General features: G+C 39.2%; 14 protein-coding genes. 4 read left to right on the forward strand and 10 right to left on the reverse strand.

Features of this window, described 5'->3' with window-relative positions; genetic code table 11:
- Positions 1-2: 2 nt before the first annotated feature.
- From mobB to CRO15_RS17645, 10 genes are all read right to left on the reverse strand, one after another.
- Positions 3-1022 (reverse strand): MobB family relaxase, encoded by a 1020-nt coding sequence (mobB, locus tag CRO15_RS17600; RefSeq protein ID WP_097047177.1) that lies wholly within the window; start codon positions 1020-1022, stop codon positions 3-5.
- Positions 1023-1024: 2 nt separating this feature from the next.
- Entirely contained in the window at positions 1025-1609 is a 585-nt protein-coding gene (locus CRO15_RS17605) for a BfmA/BtgA family mobilization protein (protein ID WP_097047178.1), read from the reverse strand.
- Positions 1610-2100: 491 nt separating this feature from the next.
- Complete coding sequence (locus tag CRO15_RS19815) at positions 2101-2268, reverse strand: hypothetical protein (protein WP_165769996.1); 168 nt, start codon at positions 2266-2268, stop codon at positions 2101-2103.
- Positions 2269-2325: 57 nt separating this feature from the next.
- The gene (locus CRO15_RS17610; protein ID WP_097047179.1) at positions 2326-2775 is read right to left on the reverse strand and encodes a JAB domain-containing protein; all 450 of its coding nucleotides are present in this window, start codon (positions 2773-2775) and stop codon (positions 2326-2328) included.
- Positions 2776-2843: 68 nt separating this feature from the next.
- Entirely contained in the window at positions 2844-3182 is a 339-nt protein-coding gene (locus tag CRO15_RS17615; protein ID WP_097047180.1) for a single-stranded DNA-binding protein, read from the reverse strand.
- 899 nt (positions 3183-4081) lie between these two features.
- Positions 4082-5152, reverse strand: coding sequence for a UDP-glucose--hexose-1-phosphate uridylyltransferase (locus CRO15_RS17625; protein ID WP_097047182.1), 1071 nt, complete (start codon positions 5150-5152; stop codon positions 4082-4084).
- Positions 5149-6297, reverse strand: coding sequence for a galactokinase (gene galK / locus CRO15_RS17630; protein WP_097047183.1), 1149 nt, complete (start codon positions 6295-6297; stop codon positions 5149-5151). The genes CRO15_RS17625 and galK overlap by 4 nt, the downstream gene beginning before the upstream one ends.
- Before the next feature lie 316 nt (positions 6298-6613).
- On the reverse strand, positions 6614-7798 hold the full coding sequence (locus tag CRO15_RS17635) for a mandelate racemase/muconate lactonizing enzyme family protein (protein WP_097047184.1): 1185 nt from the start codon (positions 7796-7798) through the stop codon (positions 6614-6616).
- A 16-nt stretch (positions 7799-7814) separates the two neighbouring features.
- A complete protein-coding gene (locus CRO15_RS17640; RefSeq protein WP_097047185.1) occupies positions 7815-8705 on the reverse strand; it encodes an SMP-30/gluconolactonase/LRE family protein in 891 nt (296 codons plus the stop codon).
- 5 nt (positions 8706-8710) lie between these two features.
- Positions 8711-9478: an SDR family NAD(P)-dependent oxidoreductase gene (locus tag CRO15_RS17645; RefSeq protein ID WP_097047186.1), complete on the reverse strand. Its 768-nt coding sequence runs from the start codon at positions 9476-9478 to the stop codon at positions 8711-8713.
- Positions 9479-9598: 120 nt separating this feature from the next.
- On the opposite strand from CRO15_RS17645, the gene CRO15_RS17650 reads away from it, so the two are divergent.
- The 4 genes from CRO15_RS17650 (at position 9599) to CRO15_RS17665 (ending at position 17059) form a co-directional block, all read left to right on the forward strand.
- Positions 9599-10465 carry an AraC family transcriptional regulator gene (locus tag CRO15_RS17650; RefSeq protein ID WP_097047187.1) on the forward strand — a complete coding sequence of 289 codons (867 nt, stop codon included), beginning with the start codon at positions 9599-9601 and terminating at the stop codon, positions 10463-10465.
- A 164-nt stretch (positions 10466-10629) separates the two neighbouring features.
- Positions 10630-11688, forward strand: coding sequence for an aldose epimerase family protein (locus CRO15_RS17655; protein ID WP_097047188.1), 1059 nt, complete (start codon positions 10630-10632; stop codon positions 11686-11688).
- Between the two features lie 692 nt (positions 11689-12380).
- Complete coding sequence (locus CRO15_RS17660) at positions 12381-15497, forward strand: SusC/RagA family TonB-linked outer membrane protein (protein ID WP_097047189.1); 3117 nt, start codon at positions 12381-12383, stop codon at positions 15495-15497.
- Between the two features lie 14 nt (positions 15498-15511).
- Positions 15512-17059, forward strand: a complete 1548-nt coding sequence (locus CRO15_RS17665; protein ID WP_097047190.1) for a RagB/SusD family nutrient uptake outer membrane protein — start codon at positions 15512-15514, stop codon at positions 17057-17059.
- Positions 17060-17141 lie beyond the last annotated feature (82 nt).

The raw sequence follows: 17141 nt of genomic DNA on the forward strand, positions 1-17141 counted from the left end.
GATTAAATTCCAATAGATCCTGATTCCATGGCCTTTCCGATACCTTTCCGTAATTGCATCAGGGCCTTATAGGCCAATTGTACTTTATTGACAGGGATGGTGGGCACCTTTATCCCAGCCTTGAACAGTAATTGCCGAGCCGCTTGTTTTTCATGGGTCGGCAGGCCCAAGAGCAGGGCAAAGAAACGTTTAGGGTCCTTGTCCAAAAGGTTACGGGCATGGTAGGTCTCCACAAAGTTCCTACGGTATCCAAACTTACTGTCAAAGGTCTTTTCGGCCGCACGATAGAAGCTGTCCCGATCAAACCCCTGTTTTTCCCTTTTCCCATTGAGGGTGGTCTCCGAAGTTCGGAACTTGGATCCCGGGGAGAGGCTATGGGTATTGGTCATATCCTTACGGCTGACAATGATATGGATATGGCTCTGGTGGCCATCCTTGGCCATTCCGGGCACGATCCGTTTTCCGTTTTGTTGGTGGGGTGCCCCCCTTTCCAGTGTCTGTATCTTTTCCTGAAGGTGTTCAATGGTCCCCTGCCCTTCACCCTGTTCGATATCCCTGATCCGGTGTTTGAGTTCCAAGATCTGGCTGGCATAGGGCTGGTTCTCCCTCACCTCACGGTCCCGTTCGGAAAAGCTGCGTTCCCGTTCCAACTTCGCGAAATACAGGATATCCTTTACGGTCACTTCCCTGTCCCGGTAAAAGGAAGCGGCATAGGCCTTCATGAGTTCCCGGGTATAGTGTTTCAATTTCTCGGGACTGTTGCCGATATGTTTGAGTTCCCTTTGGGACGGGCTAATGACCAAGGAGTAGAACTTTGGATCCCTTTTCTTAAGTTTGGTGGTGTTGGCATCGATCTCAGCAATGACCCTTTCGGTTTCGATGTTGTTTTCCCCTTGGTTGAAATAGAGCTCTTGCTGTTCCATGGATTTGCCTTCATTCTCCTTTTCAAGGTAGTTGACAAAGTCACGGACACTGCCCCTAAAATTGTCCCCTAATTGCTGTCGTGTTATGGCGATGTACATCCTTATAGATTTTTTAATTTCCTTCGGTATTTTTCAATGGCCCCAAGGGGCAGATCCAACTTGAGGTGGTCCTTCCCAAAGCGGTTCCCCACTGTGGACACCTGATCCAGGACATAAATAAAATCCTTTTTCAGTTCGTCCATTTGCTCTTGCAACCAATCATACCGAATCTTGGGGATGGTAATTTCCGTGTCCAAAAGTTCGGGTTCCGTGGGTTGTTCGGTCTCCGTCAACTGTTGTTCGATAAAATCAAAGTCCCCATCCCATTCCTCGTTGTCGGACTCCAGTTCCTGTTCGAACAGGGCCTGGATCATACTGACAGTCGGAAGGGTCTGTTCCTTTTCAATACTGCGCATAATGGCCACCATGGCATTGAAACGCCGTTTGATCAAAAATTTTAGACTGGCGATGGTCTCGTGCATCCGCTCGTCCGGGGAAATCCCGTTGTCCTCAAAAAACTCCATCATGGCCAACAGGGTCATGGAATGTGATTTCCCTTGACGTTTGGAAAAGCCCTTGAATTTTGTGAGTACCGATATTTTGATGCTCACGGTCCGAAACCGTTCCCTTTCGTATCCCTTATCCATTTTTAGCTTAAAAATTCCTTGACTTTATTGGTCTCAGCGCATTTTTATGCTAAAAACGCCCCAGACCCCATTTTTCATGATTCCCAAAACCCCTATAAACAAAGGCCTTGTAGGCCCATTATGATCGGCAGCGCTGCGCGAGCACGCTACCCTCTTGCTTCTCCTTTTCGCCCCGCAGGGCAAAAAGCATCGCACAACCTGGTCTGAAGACCAGTTGCACCGGTACTAAAAAACTTTTGCTTGTACGGACTTTGGGAAAGTCAAATCGGTCCGCCATGGCGGATTAAAATTAGGTGCCGTACAGTATGTTCTGATACTACTACATAAATGTAGCGATTGACCCATTAAGACAAAAACTCATATTAAGCACATTTGGTCGGGTTTTGTATCAAATGGTATGGGAATATCATTTTGGGAGATCCAAAACGTCAGCTGTTGTCCGAATGACCAAAAAAAGGACCCTCTTTTGAGGGCCTTTTTTACGACCATTCCTATTGGGGGTCTTTGGGCATTGTTTGTTCTTTGGCGTATTCAAATCGGAAGACCCAAAGGTTGATAACCAACAAGAAGGTTTTCTCTGCATTGCTTTCCTTTTCGGTCTGGTGCCCTTGACGTTTTCTGGCCGGGATTTCCAATGATTTTCTTATACGTGTTTGCATGATTTCTGATTTTTGGTTTTCCGGTTTCCATTTATGGTTCCATCCAAAATGGACAGTTTATAAGATCCCATTGTCCGCAAAACTGTAATAGCGGCCATCGGGTGCCAGAATGATATGATCCAGGACTTTGACATCGAAGAGCTGCGCCCCTTGTTGGATCTTGCGCGTTAGCTGACGATCTGCCTCGCTGGCCTTCATTTGTCCAGAGGGATGGTTATGGGCAAGGATGATCCCAACTGACAATGTTTTCAGCACAATGGCAAAGAGGATGCGCATATCCACCAAAGTGGCGGATATGCCCCCTATGGAAAGTGGATATATCCCTTTGACCTTATTGGACTGGTTGAGCAACAATATCTTGAAGGTTTCTTGCACTCCAATGGTATTGTTGTTCCAACTCTTAAAAAGTAGTTGGGCAACTTCTTGGGAATTGGATAGGGAAAGCGATTGCAAGGTGCTGAGCTTCTCCCGGTAACTGATCTGTATTTCATTGACGCTATGTTCCATAATATCTGTTTTGAAAGACGGAAGAAAAAAGAAGGGAGCCCATAGGTTTTGGGACACCCATCCCTACATCAGTCATTACTGCCCAACAATAAGATCTCACTGGCCACCACTTCGGTGACATAACGTTTGTTGCCCTCTTTGTCCTCATAGGAGCGGGAGGTCAATTTACCCTCAATGGCAATCTCCTTGCCCTTGGTAACGAACCCTTCGATGATATCCGCTAGCTTTCCCCATCCGATAACGGTATGCCATTGGGTATTGGCCATGCGTTCCCCCTCTTTGTTCTTGTAGTGTTCATTGGTAGCCATGGTCAATCGTGCCACCCGCTTTCCGTTTTCCAGATCGGTGATCACTGGCTCTTGCCCCACGTTCCCGATCAACTGTACTTTGTTTCTTAGTGTACTCATGATAAAAAGATTTAAATGATTAAGATTTCCCTTTATTTTTTTGCGCTGTTGAACCCAAATTTTAAGGGGCGTTTGTTTGTCTTCCTACGTGCACAGCACAATAAAAGAAGGGGGTTCTGTCAAGGCTTTTGGGATGAAATCGGGAGGCTCCGCAACGTAGAGAGATCTATAGATCTTCAAGGAAGTGGAAACCCTATTTCTGAGCAAAACGAGGCTTGGCCTTGACAGGTTCGACAAGGGCCTTAGGAATTCCTCCGGACCCCATTTGCAAGGGAACGTACGGGAAGTAAAGTGAGCGCAGCGGATGGTGTCCTGATTGGAAGTCCTTGGGGCCTGCCCTGTTTTTCGATGCCCCGAAAAACAAGCAAGGGCTTCTTTTATTAAGACCCCTTAAAATTTAATGAAAAATCAAAAATGAGACCGGAGGCCAAATATCATATTACATTGAGCTTTAATCTTTCTGGGCAAGCTCGGGTCATGAGACATTATGGGAACAATTTGAGCTGCCCCATTTCAAGATTGCGAGCAACAAAAATTGGAGTTCCATTGCCGATGTAGGGGTGGGCGAAACGAATGGACACATCAATGTGACCATCAAGAGACCAGTTACAAGTTTTGACAAAACCAGTGGTTTTCTTACATCATTGCTGGTGTCTGGAAACGGGGTATTGAAAGGTCTTTAGTCCCCTAATTTGGAAACCACCCACTGGTATAATGATATTGGTAGGCTCAAGAATGCTCAAAAGATAGGAATACTGGAAAACAGCTCCAAAAAACATGGAGTTAAAAAAATTACCATTACTCATTGCCCTTGACACTGCGAAATTGAAACATTTTAAATCTGTGTTCATTCTTTTAGGGCTGTTCTATTTTTCAGAATTCCCAACACATCTTTTTAATTAATTCTGTCCATTTGAAAAGAAATCCGGCTCGAGGCCATAATGTGTTTCGCTCAAGTTCTTCAAACGCATTGCAGCTTGTTCTGCGGTGATATCACGCTGGGGACATGCAAACAACTCATACCCGACCATAAATTTTTTAACGGTCGCCGAACGTAACAATGGTGGGTAAAAGGACATATGAAAATGCCATTCCGGGTGTTCCTTACCATCAGTTGGCGCTTGGTGGATTCCCGCAGAGTATGGGAAGGAAGTTTGGAACAAATTATCATACCTGGTGGTCAGCCTTTTTATTATCTCCGCAAAAGCATATTTTTCGTCATTTTCCAACTCTCCGATATGGGCCATTTTTCGTTTAGGAACAATCATGGTCTCATACGGCCAAATTGCCCAGTATGGTACCACAACGGCAAAGTGATTATTTTCAATAACAACACGTTCGTCCAACACCAATTCCCGTGCTAAGTAATGTTCCAGTAAACTTTTGTTGTGCTGCTTCCAATATGCTTTCAAATGGGATGTTTTCTTTTGTATCTCTTGTGGAATTGAACATTGGGCCCAGATCTGACCATGAGGATGAGGGTTGCTGCAACCCATAGTTTCACCCTTATTTTCAAATATCAACACATGATTAACCCCATCAATGCGGCCTAGCTCAAAATATTCTTTCTGCCAAAGGGTAACCACCGCACAAATGTCCTTGACAGACATTAAAGGCAGGGTCAAAGAATGGTCCGAAGAAAAACATACCACCTTACAAATACCGGATTCAGACTCTGACAATAGCAGTCCGTCCTTTAACCAAAGCCCATCATTTTCTTCAGACAGTGCTGCAAAATCATTATGAAAAGAATATGGCTGATTGTAAAAAGGGTTCACTTTCCCACTTGCCCTTATATTTCCAGGGCAGAGATAACACGATGGATCGAACTTAGGCCTTTCGTCCTCAGCTATATTTTCCGTTTTTCCCTGCCATGGCCTACTTGCCCGTTGTGGTGAAACCAAGACCCATTCCCCTGTAAGAATATTATAACGCCTATGCGGCACTTTATGAATTTCATGAACCTTCATTGACTAGTCTTTATTTTGGTGCCATTTTCCAAAGCGATCTCAATGGGTGTCAATTCGATATTGAATCTGTCGAAGTACGCTTGTGAAATATCTATTAAATAATTCGTTACCGCATCTTTATGGACCAAGTTCAAAGTACAACCCCCAAATCCTCCCCCCATAAGCCTTGCCCCAAGAACTTCTTTATATCTTTTCGAGTATTCAACCAAAAAATCAAGCTCCGCACAACTGACATCATAGAGGTCTCTCAATCCTTCATGGGATTGGTACAAAAGGGAACCTAATTTCACTAAATCACACTTCTTAAGTGCATTAGCAGCTGCCAAAACCCTTTTGTTCTCGGCAAGAACAAATGAACATCGATTAAAAACTACATCATCCAGAAACCAACTGCAATACTCCAACATATCAAGATCAACATCCCTTAAGGATTCCACGTTCGGGAAATTTTCTCTAATAATGGCAACACCTTTTTCACATTCCAATCTTCTAGTATTGTATTCACTGGATGCCAACTGATGTGCAACATTGGAATTCAATAAAATGATCGCGTAAGGGTCTAGCTCAGCGGAAATGTATTTATATTTCCGGGATTTACAATCCAATCGGATTACATGATCTTGTTTTCCAAAAACTGAAGCAAACTGGTCCATTATGCCGCATTTCGTCCCAACAAAATTATGTTCCGCCGCTTGGGACAATAGTGCAATTTCCTCCTTGGTCATACCAAGTTGAAAAAGCTCATTGAGCCCAGAGGTCAAACCACATTCCAAAGCAGCTGAAGAACTTAGCCCCGAGCCTATGGGCAATTCACTTTTAATCATACAATCGAACCCCTCAATTCCCTTACCTCCCTTTAGCAGTTCATCCAAAACCCCAAGAATATAATTCTCCCAGGTAATTTCACTTTTTTTGATTGCTCTAAGATCAACGCTCAATGCATCGGGATAATGATCACTTGTAATTGTGCAATTAAACTTTGACCCGTTTTTTTCGATTTTAAAAAAGATACATTTATCAATTGCTGCCGGGAGCACATATCCATTGTTGTAGTCCGTATGTTCCCCTATCAGGTTGATTCGTCCAGGTGAAACAATTTGCACTCTCGGTTTTGGCTCAATATGTTTCTTTGTTTCAATTTTCATTTGATTTCATTATATTCTCACTGAATCTTGGAATGTTTGGATATAATTGTAGACATGATTTACATTTTTCTACAAAAGCTTTTAGCCTAACACAAAGCATCATGAAGGCAATCCTTCCCAGATCACCTTTTTTGAAATTAAAAATCACTGCCAAATTCAGTCAGACATTGAATTTGATAAAAGTTGACGAACCCTTATTATATAGGTATCTCCTAGTATCACAATGATTCTTTGCTAAAATATCCTCAGCAAACGATTCTGAATCAAGTGTTTACAGGGCCCTTTAAAAGGAACCTTTTATAAACTATAAGTAACATTAAATAATAATTTGGGAATCCACTTTATACTTTTCAACGGCATCCATGTTTAAATTAATACCTAAACCTGGCTCTTTTGGCAAAGCTATTTTCCCGTTTTTCATTACAAACGGGTCATCCACCAACTCGACACGCAACAAAGAATCACACAATTCTTTGGGCAAGAACTCAATTAATGGACAGTTTGGAGTTACAGCCGCAACATGTGCCGTAGCTGCAATCCCAATTCCTGTTTTCCAACAGTGGGGAACAATTAAGCGACCTCTATCTTGAGCCAGGTTACAGACCCTAATGGCTTCGGTTATCCCTCCCACTCTACCAATATCTGGTTGAGCAACATCTACTTTGCCTTTATCCAATAAGTCAATAAACTCATATCTTGTATTTTGCCATTCACCGGCCGCAATTCTCATCGGTGCTTCTTTGGCCAAAGTGGCATATCCTTCCAAATTATCAATTTGCAGTGGGGTTTCCAGAAAGAACAAATCAAATTTCTCCCAGTCCCTAATGGTTCTTAAAGCCGCCTTAGCATCATACCATAGGTATTGAACATCAACCATCATTTTAAAATCTGCCCCCACCGCATCTCTACAGGCCTCTATAATGCCCGTCATATCCTTATCATCGCCTTTTAGCCCTGTATGATTATAGGGACCTCCCAAAGTGCATTCCATCTTGCCGGCCGTAAAACCAAATTCTTTGGCTTTTTTTGCCCATGCAACCAAAGAATCTCCATATTCCTGAACGGTTGCTCCATGGGGTTGTAAAGACGCATAAGGTTCAATAAATTCTTTGTTGGTTCCTCCCAATAGTTTATAAACCGGTAACCCCAAGGCTTTTCCTTTTATATCCCAAAGTGCCATATCAATAGCTCCCATAGCACAGATCACCACTCCTCTTCTTCCACTCATGCAAGTGTAGGTATATAGTTTTTCCCATATAGCAGTTGTATCAAAAGGATCTTGGCCAATCAATAAATCCTTCATCCCCATGGCCATGGAATGACTACCTGGCGATTCAATTGCCGCTTTGGCCAACCATGGCCCAGTATCCGTTTCCCCAATTCCAGTTATACCTTCATCCGTATGTACCACAACCACTAGATTATCTTGGGATGACGATGTAGCATCCTCTTTTAAATCTGGCACAACCAATACGTGGCACTCTATATTCGTGATTTTCATCCTACTTATTTTGATCTTATATTTTCGCTAAATATTCAACTTTCCCAATGACTTCTTGCTTAATTCTATATAATTCACCGCCTCGCGGCTTATTATAATCGTGATTTTCTGGGGCTAAACTTGTTTCCCAATACATCGATGCAGATGTAACAAATATTTCATTTAAATCTTTTCCCCCAAAAGTCAAGGATGTGGGCTGAGCACATTCCAAATCGATTTTTCGTTCAATTTTCCCGTCGGGGTCAAATCTAATAAGTCCGCTTCCCAAAAACATCGCAACCCAAACAAACCCATCGCTATCAACCGTTAACCCATCCGGAAGGCCTTCACTTCTTTTAAGTGTAGCTAAAACTTTCTTATTTGATATAGATCCTTTTTTTTCATCAAAATCATATACATAAATGTTTCTTGCGATTGTGTCTACCAAATAAAAGAAAGCAAGATCAGGGCTAAATCCCATTCCATTTGATAAATGGAGTCCGTCCTCAATCACGGAAACCTTCCCGTCCAAATCTATCCTGTATAAATTCCCTGTTTCATAATCACCGTCTGGATCAAAACATTCTTGCCCCCCATATACTCTTCCAACAGGATCAGCTATTATATCATTGATATTTGTAATAGGTCTATTTTCAAATTGTTCCGCTATACTTCTTATATTCATGCTTTCATCCAAATGGTAAAACCCTGTTTTACTTCCGTAAACAAGCCCTCCATCGGAATGCAGAACCAATGAGCTTGCATGAATACCATTCGAAATTTCTTTCCATGTCCCTAATTTGTCAGAATAGCAACGAATACTTTTCCCATCACTATCCGTCCAATACAATTCCCTTGTTTTTGGAACCCACAAAGGTCCTTCACCGCAAGAAAAACGTTCTGTACATAAAGTATCAATATTGCTCATAACGGTTAGGTCCCCTGGATCTTCAATCCAATTCCTCCATCAACCCTGTAAGCATGACCTGTTGCAAAACTTGCCTTTTCGCTTGCAAAAAACGTTATGAAGTTAGCGACCTCTTCAGGAGCTGCTATTCGCTGAAGTAAATGGATGTTCTTTGTTTCTTCAATTATAGATTCTTTATCATCAAAACCTTTTAGGTCTTCCTCCAACATTGGGGTATAAACTGCCCCTGGACATATGGCCAAGCAACGTATTTTCGGTGCAAAATTAATTGCTATTGACCTTGTCAGACCATGCAATGCTTCCTTACTGGTAGCATAAGCAGCTACATTTTTTTGGGAAACAAAACCTTGTGCACTTCCAACATTAATTATTACAGGATGAACGGAGTTTTCCATTAAAGGGATGGTATGCTTTGTGCACAAATAGATACTTTTTAAGTTCGTATCCATTGTTCTATCCCATAATGCCTCATTTGTATCCACCACATTACCATATGTCTGTATTCCAGCATTGTTCACCAACACATCAATTACACTATGCTTGGCTTTTATTAATTTAAATACATTTTTAATTTCTTCATGCCTGGATATATCACATTTGTAAAAGCTCAATCGGGGTGAAAAAGTCTTCAACTCTTGTTTGATTTTTGATTGGGTTCTGCCAAGAACTATCACCTGTCCTCCAGATTCCAAAAACTGCATGGCTGAAACCTTGCCAATGCCAGAGGTGCCTCCAGTTACTATTATTGTTTTATTCTTAAAAGATATATTCATCAAACCAAGTTTAATTGACTGCAATATTATACATTATCTAACATAATTAGTAAGTGGATATTTTCGATTTTCAATACTTTATTGCCTTTTTTTATATATTAGCCATCTTATTAAGTATATATGATACCCATATATAGAAAGATTACCCACCCATCGTTTTTATCATACTCTTCGTCCATAGAAGCACCTCCAGAGTTCCATACACCTTGGCACTATCACCCTGAATTTGAATTGATTTTGATATTAAACAGCAAGGGAACCAGGTTTATGGGAGATAACATTTCCAATTTTGACAATGTTGAGCTTGTTTTAATTGGGCCTAACTTACCCCACTTTTGGAAGAAAGAAGGGCCGATTGAAAAAGATGCCATAGCCTACGTAATACATTTTTCAGAAGATTTCCTCGGAAATACCATTTTTGACCTACCTGAAGGAATGAGAATCAAAAAATTATTGAACAATGCTCGTTTCGGTATATCGTTTACAGAAAATAAAAACTCGAAAATTGTCAATAAAATTCGGCATTTAATAGAATCCAAAAACTTTAAGCGAATTTTGACCCTGTTGACCATTCTTGATTTACTTTCAAAAAAAAGAAATTATAAAACCCTTTCAAGCGAAGGGTTTGTTGATCTCTTCAACAAAAAAAACTCCCAAAAAATAAATAGTACCATTGAATATGCAATGAACAACTTTAAAGAGAAAATCAATTTAGATGAGATTGCCAGTTCTGTCTCTATGAGCAAATCCTCATTTTGTAGATTTTTTAAAAAGAGTACTGGAAAAACTTACTTCGATTTTTTAAGGGAAGTACGAATTGGATATGCCTGCAAGTTAATTTTAGAAAACAATTTAAGCATCACCCAGATTGCCTACGAATGTGGTTACGGAAACATTTCCAATTTTAACAGACAATTTAAGGATACGGTAAACATGGTTCCAAAAGAGTATAAACGGAAGTTGTTACGCAGCAATGTAAGTCTTTGATCCATATCATCTTAAAACTACACCAAGCAAAATTTTGCAATTTCCAATGGAGTACGACAATAACTAATTTGAACGGCAATACAGTATTAAAAAAAGAAAATATAGTCCTTGTTATGGGATTTTTCAGCACATAATTTTGGTCTTTGCAATTTTAAATTTAGACCTTGATCAAAGTATATAAATTACACAACAAAAATGGTATTGAAGTAACGGCATTAAACTTTGGGGGCATCATACATTCCATCAAGATACCCAACAGGGATGGAAGTTCTGTGGACATCGTTTTGGGATTAAACTCCTACAATGATTATCTGTCCGAAGTTTATACCAAAGAAAACCCGTATTTCGGAGGAATCATTGGAAGATGTTCCAACATCATAAAAGACGGAACGTTTGTTTTGGAAGGGAAAGCATATATCCTTGACAAGAATTATATTGAACATAACCTGCATGGAGGTTCCATTGGTTTTGATAAGGTATTTTGGACATCAGAAATGGTTCTTAGAGAAAACAACCCTGTATTAAAACTATCCTATTTAAGTAAGGATATGGAAGAGGGATTTCCTGGTAATTTGGAAGTTATGGCAACATACGAACTTACCGATGAAAACGAGTTAATAATTGATTATTTGGCCAAAACTGATAAGAAGACTGTCGTAAACTTAACCAATCATACCTACTTTAATTTAAAAGGGGAAGGAAATGGCAACATTTTAGATCACATACTATATATCAACTCCGATACCTACACAGAAAATAACAAAGATCTTGTTCCAACTGGGCTTTTAAAAAAAGTGCAAAATACCCCATTGGATTTCAGAAAACCAAAGACTATAGGCAGTGATATCCATTCGGCACATGATCAACTCATATATGGGAATGGCTATGATCAAAACTTTTGCTTAAAAAAACGTTCAGAAAATAGCCTGGAAATAGCTGCAACAGTGGAAGAGCCAGTATCTGGCAGAAGAATGGAAGTTTTTACAACATCTCCTGGGTTGCAATTATATACGGGAAATTGTTTAAATGAAAATATTATAGGAAAACAAAATAGACCTTATTTTCCAAAGGCTGGTTTTTGCTTGGAGACCCAAGCTTTTCCGGATAGCCCGAACAACCCACATTTCCCTAAGATTGAACTAAGTCCAAAACAAGAATATCGACAAACCACCGTATATAGGTTTTCAACAAATGACCTCCTCGCGATAGATAGGCCAATTTAAAGTCTGGGGTTTCCGAGCAAAAAAAGGGAAGCTGCAACATAAATTGTTTTATCACAAAAAGGGTAGACTGCACCCGTCATCCCAAAGAAAGGCGTAACGATAAGCCATTAGCTTTTAAATTCCGATAAACACTTCACTAATTGTTATATGTATGTGCTCCTATACCAATTCCCTAGATGATAATTTACGCCTTTCCAACGCTATTTCAACTCTCGTAAGGTTTCTCCATATATATCCCGTCAATTATCATTCTGATTTGCTCTTCCGTGTAAAACTTTCTTCTCGTCTTTCACTTAAGCCGATTGATCATTGAACCCATATTCTGCCAGTTTTGAGATTTCTTCGCTTTTAAGAGTTTCTAAATATATTAAATCCAACTCTTGTATTTTAACTCTTAAAAAACCCACTCTTTTTAAAGACTATCATAATTGGCTAAATGGTAGCTATTTATAGAAATTGTGATTTGGTATTTATTATTAAGAATCGTTTCCATACCTCTTTTAAACGCATAACAAAAACTACAAATTAACTTATTTATGTCTTTTTTACATAAAAATGTCAATATAGTATATGTTATAGGAAATATACTGATTGTTTTCGATGATCAAAAAAAATAACATTGTAATCTAATTTCCAACCAACACTATAACTAATTAGAAGTTTTCACCTTCAAAACTTAAACTTAAACGATTATGAAAAAAAAATTATTACAAATGGCCCTTTTTTCCATTATGGCTTTTTGTTTTTGCAACAATGCAATGGGACAAGTATCAAAAAAAATATCCATATCGGGTCAAGTGACCGCTTCAGAGGATGGTCTGCCCATTGCCGGTGTCAACATTCTTGAAAATGGAACCAACAATGGTACTGTAACCGATTTTGATGGCAACTACACCATTACAGTAGAAAGTAACGCCCAATTAGTCGTAAGCTATTTAGGTTATAAAACTCAAACTATCAAAGCGAGTGGCTCTACTTTAAATATTGTTTTGGAAGCAGACATCACAGCACTGGATGATGTTGTGGTAGTAGGATATGGTTCACAGCGAAAAAAAGATGTCACAGGTGCTGTGGTTTCTATTTCAGGCGATGAGTTAACTTCAAATCCATTACCAGGTATTGACCAAGCTCTACAGGGTAAATTATCTGGTGTAACCATTATCAATAATAGTGGTGAACCTGGTGGCGGAGTTAGTGTACGTATTCGTGGTGAAGGAACTATCGGTAACTCTGATCCTTTATATGTCATTGACGGTGTACCCATTGTTAATAACGTAAACTCGGAAATACCAGTAGCTGGAGGTTCTGGAAAAGTTTCAAATCCATTGGCAAATTTAAACCCTAATGATATTGAGTCCATTGACATCTTAAAAGATGCCTCTTCTGCTGCAATCTATGGGGTAAGAGGAGCAAATGGCGTTATAATTATTACAACAAAAAAAGGTAAAAAAGGTGCGCCTCAATTTACATTCGATAACTATTTAGCTATACAAAACGTTAAAACAATCGATTTATTAAAAGCAAGGGATTATGCTGATTTAATTATTGAAATGTTTGATAATGCTGGTGAAGCCATTGATGATGTAACCGAACCAACAAATTTATTAGATGATAGCTTCGTAGTTGATAGAGCGGATTGGCAAAAAGAATTTTTTAAGACCGGTATTACTCATAATTATAATATTAACATTTCTGGTGGTAATGAATTTGCTGATTATAGCTTGTCTGGAGGTTATCATAAAGATAATGCAACAACCCCAGGTGCTGGATTTAAAAGATACAGCACTAGACTAAATTCTAATTTCAAGCTAGGAAAATTCAAGTTTGGAGAGGCTGTATTCTTTAGCAGAACTGTTAACAGACGAAGTACTTTTCAGGCGGCGCGCTCTCAAATCAGAATTATAAATAGGCACGCTCCAACGGTAGCAGTTTATAACCCAGCAAATGAAGGTGGATTTAATGGTCCGGGAGAAGGTGATGGTTACAACCGTTGGAATCCAATAGGTTTGGCAGAACTAACCGATAATGTAGTGAGGAGAAATAGGTTTGTTGGAAATTTATACGGAGAATACGAAATTGTGAAAGGTCTTAAATACAGATTAAATGTTGGTTTAGATGCTGTCTTCACAAATGGGAGCACATTTATCCCAAGATATGTTTTTTCAGAGGGACAATCACAAGAAGATCCTAGTTTGAGAGAATATAGTGCGGAAGAACTAAGCCCACTAATTGAAAACACTTTGAACTTTCAAAAAGATTTTGGAAATCATAATTTAGACCTACTAGTAGGTTTTACGCAACAAGAGTATAAATTTTCAAGATTTTCAGCCTTTAGTAATATGCTTCAAAGTAATAATTTACAAACATTAAACACCTCAAGCGCAAGTGCTCAAATTTCCATCGCTGGATTTGATGATGAATGGGCCATTCGGTCATTGCTAGGAAGAGTCAACTATAATTACAAAGAAAAGTACTTATTTACCGGAAATATAAGAAGAGATGGGTCTTCTAGGTTTTCTGAGGCTAACAGATATGGTGTTTTCCCATCATTTTCTGTAGGTTGGGTGTTAAGTGAAGAAAAATTCTTAAACGACCATAAGTTCATTAATAATTTAAAGCTGAGATTTGGCTGGGGAGAATTAGGAAATCAGGAAATTCCACCCTATGGCTTCCAATCATCTTTATTTACTTCGGCTAATTATGTGTTTGGTGGTAATTTACAATCGGGTATTACACAAAATACTTTAGCCAACGAAAATCTAAAATGGGAAACCACAGTTCAAAAAAACATAGGACTAGATCTTACGCTTTTTGATTACCGTCTAAATATGACTTTAGAATACTTTATAAAAGATACGGAAGATATCATATTAAGGGCTCCATTACCTGGCTCGATTGGTATTACAGAATTGCCATTAATCAATGCTGGGAATATTCAAAACCGCGGATTGGAAATTTTAGCCAGTTACAAAGGATCAGCAGGAGATTTAAATTATGAACTATCAGCTAATGCTTCTTTCCTAAAAAACGAGGTGAAGTCTTTGGGGATTGGTTTGCCATTGGAGGGAAGATTTCCTGATGATAGTGGCCCTGTATTAGCAGTAATACGTGAAGGTGAAGCTATAAATAGTTTCTTTGGTCATGTGACAGATGGTATATTTCAGAATCAGGCTGAAGTGGATGCGCATGCAAGCCAATCTGGTGCAGCTCCTGGAGACATACGTTTTAAAGATATAAATAACGATAATGTGATCAACGCTGACGACAGAGTCATTCTAGGAGATCCCAATCCTGATATTACTTATGGCTTAAATGCCAGTTTTGATTATAAAGGTGTGGATTTCTCTCTTTTCTTTCAAGGTGTTGAAGGTGTTGATATTTATAATGGATTACGATTTTGGAATGAAGGTATGGCGGAAATGAAAAACCATAGTACAGCTGTACTTAATAGGTGGACCGGAGAAGGCACATCCAACAGCGTTCCAAGAGCCATACTTGGTGATCCTAATTTTAATAGAAGGCCATCTGATAGGTTTTTAGAAGACGGCTCATATTTAAGATTAAAAAATATAATTTTAGGCTATTCGTTCCAAAAAAACACATTGTCAAAATTTGCGGATGGATTTATAAAAAGCTTACGAATATATGCTTCTGCCCAGAACATTCTAACTTTTACTAATTACACAGGTTATGATCCAGAAATTGGCACTGGATTTAATCAGGGCCCTGGAGTTGCAAATCAAGGTGTAGATTATGGAATCGTCCCACAACCAAAGACCTTTTTAACCGGAATCCAAATCAAATTTTAAAAAAAATTCGAATTATGAAAACTATAAAAATCAAAATTATTCCAGTGCTGGCCATTCTATCTATGATAGTTGTTGCCTGTAACGATGACTTTTTGGAGAAAATTAATCCAAACGAAATTACTACGGATACGTTTTATCAAACTGAAGAAGATGCCATATTAGCGGTTAACTCTGTTTATGCCGTATTACAACACTACGATTTATTTAAGCAAGGATATTGGTTTATATACAATGGTATGACCGATGATGTTGGATGGGCAGGTTGGGATGGAGAACTATCTAATGTAATGTTTAACTTCAGTCACTCGCCTATTTTGGCAAGAAGCAATTCTATATGGGACGCATTGTATAAAGGTATTTTCCGAGCTAATTTGGTTATCAACAATGTTGAGAAAATGGAAGATTTCGACTTAAAACAGCGAATTTTGGGAGAAGCCCATTTTTTAAGAGGTTGGTATTATTTAGAATTAGCAGATTCTTGGGGTGGTGTACCAATCATATTGGATGAAATACAGGTAAGCAATGAATATAACTTCCCTAAATCGACCCGTCAACAAGTTTATGACCAAGTAGAAGCAGATTTTAAATTTGCCGAAACCAATTTACCTTTGAAGTCAGCTTACGGTGGCAGCGATGTCGGTCGCGCTACCTCGGGTGCAGCAAGTGCTTATTTAGGAAGATCTTACCTGTATCAAAAAAAATGGGGAGAGGCAATCATGCAATTTGAAAAAGTGATAGCTTCAGGAGAATACCAATTAACAGATAATTATGCGGATAATTTTTCGGCCGCTACAGAAAACAATAGTGAATCTCTTTTTGAAGTCCAGTTTTCAGGTGATGGTACTGCTTTATGGAGCGACGATGCCACAGAAAGTGCAGAACATAACTTTATACCCGTTCAATATTTTCGTTGGGCAGAGACTGGACCAATGTTCAATTTTTTAAGAAATGCATTATTTGGTCCTCCTTGGGCTGGTAGAGGACCTAGACGGGCGGCTACATTTGGCTCTAGGTGGGATGATGGGAATTACAACAGAATCATCAAATTTGTTGAATTTAACACTAATGATTTTAGAAAATCCGATGTTAACTTAAGAGACATGAGATATTCCGATGTATTGTTAATGTATGCAGAAGCATTAAACGAAAATGGACAAACACCAGAAGCCATTACTCAAGTTGATATTGTGATAGATCGGGTTCGGCAGGAGTCAGGATTAGCCAATCCATCGGATTGGACAGATATTACCGAACTAAAAACTGTAGAACAATTAACCCAAGGAGACCACTCTGGTTGGCCTCTTTATCTAACAGGAACAGATCAGGAAGGTATTAGAAACGTTATCAAACATCAACGCAGAATAGAATTTATGTATGAATTTAAAAGATTGAAAGATCTTATTAGATGGGGTGATGCAGAAGATGCCCTTGTTAGGGAAGATGATGAAGGGAATGAAATTCAATTATTTCAAGTTGGCAAACATGAATTATTCCCAATACCCGATGTTGAAATTAGTGGTAATGCGGGCTTGACTCCAGCTGACCAAAATCCTGGGTACTAACAATACATAATCATCCAAATTTTGTTTAGTTAGTTTTTCGGCCTTTACTTGAATTAGAGTAAAGGCTTTTTCTAATTTAATA

Source organism: Flagellimonas pacifica, assembly GCF_900215465.1.
Classification (GTDB): Bacteria; Bacteroidota; Bacteroidia; order Flavobacteriales; family Flavobacteriaceae; genus Flagellimonas; species Flagellimonas pacifica.

Excerpts from the sequence above, each read along its gene's own strand:
- CRO15_RS17665 (WP_097047190.1), top strand. The coding sequence starts at position 15,512 with ATGAAAACTATAAAAATCAAAATTATTCCAGTGCTGGCCATTCTATCT.
- mobB (WP_097047177.1), bottom strand. The coding sequence starts at position 1,022 with ATGTACATCGCCATAACACGACAGCAATTAGGGGACAATTTTAGGGGC.
- galK (WP_097047183.1), bottom strand. The coding sequence starts at position 6,297 with ATGAAAATTGAAACAAAGAAACATATTGAGCCAAAACCGAGAGTGCAA.
- CRO15_RS17615 (WP_097047180.1), bottom strand. The coding sequence starts at position 3,182 with ATGAGTACACTAAGAAACAAAGTACAGTTGATCGGGAACGTGGGGCAA.
- CRO15_RS17645 (WP_097047186.1), bottom strand. The coding sequence starts at position 9,478 with ATGAATATATCTTTTAAGAATAAAACAATAATAGTAACTGGAGGCACC.
- CRO15_RS19815 (WP_165769996.1), bottom strand. The coding sequence starts at position 2,268 with ATGCAAACACGTATAAGAAAATCATTGGAAATCCCGGCCAGAAAACGT.
- CRO15_RS17650 (WP_097047187.1), top strand. The coding sequence starts at position 9,599 with ATGATACCCATATATAGAAAGATTACCCACCCATCGTTTTTATCATAC.
- CRO15_RS17605 (WP_097047178.1), bottom strand. The coding sequence starts at position 1,609 with ATGGATAAGGGATACGAAAGGGAACGGTTTCGGACCGTGAGCATCAAA.
- CRO15_RS17610 (WP_097047179.1), bottom strand. The coding sequence starts at position 2,775 with ATGGAACATAGCGTCAATGAAATACAGATCAGTTACCGGGAGAAGCTC.
- CRO15_RS17660 (WP_097047189.1), top strand. The coding sequence starts at position 12,381 with ATGAAAAAAAAATTATTACAAATGGCCCTTTTTTCCATTATGGCTTTT.
- CRO15_RS17625 (WP_097047182.1), bottom strand. The coding sequence starts at position 5,152 with ATGAAGGTTCATGAAATTCATAAAGTGCCGCATAGGCGTTATAATATT.
- CRO15_RS17640 (WP_097047185.1), bottom strand. The coding sequence starts at position 8,705 with ATGAGCAATATTGATACTTTATGTACAGAACGTTTTTCTTGCGGTGAA.
- CRO15_RS17635 (WP_097047184.1), bottom strand. The coding sequence starts at position 7,798 with ATGAAAATCACGAATATAGAGTGCCACGTATTGGTTGTGCCAGATTTA.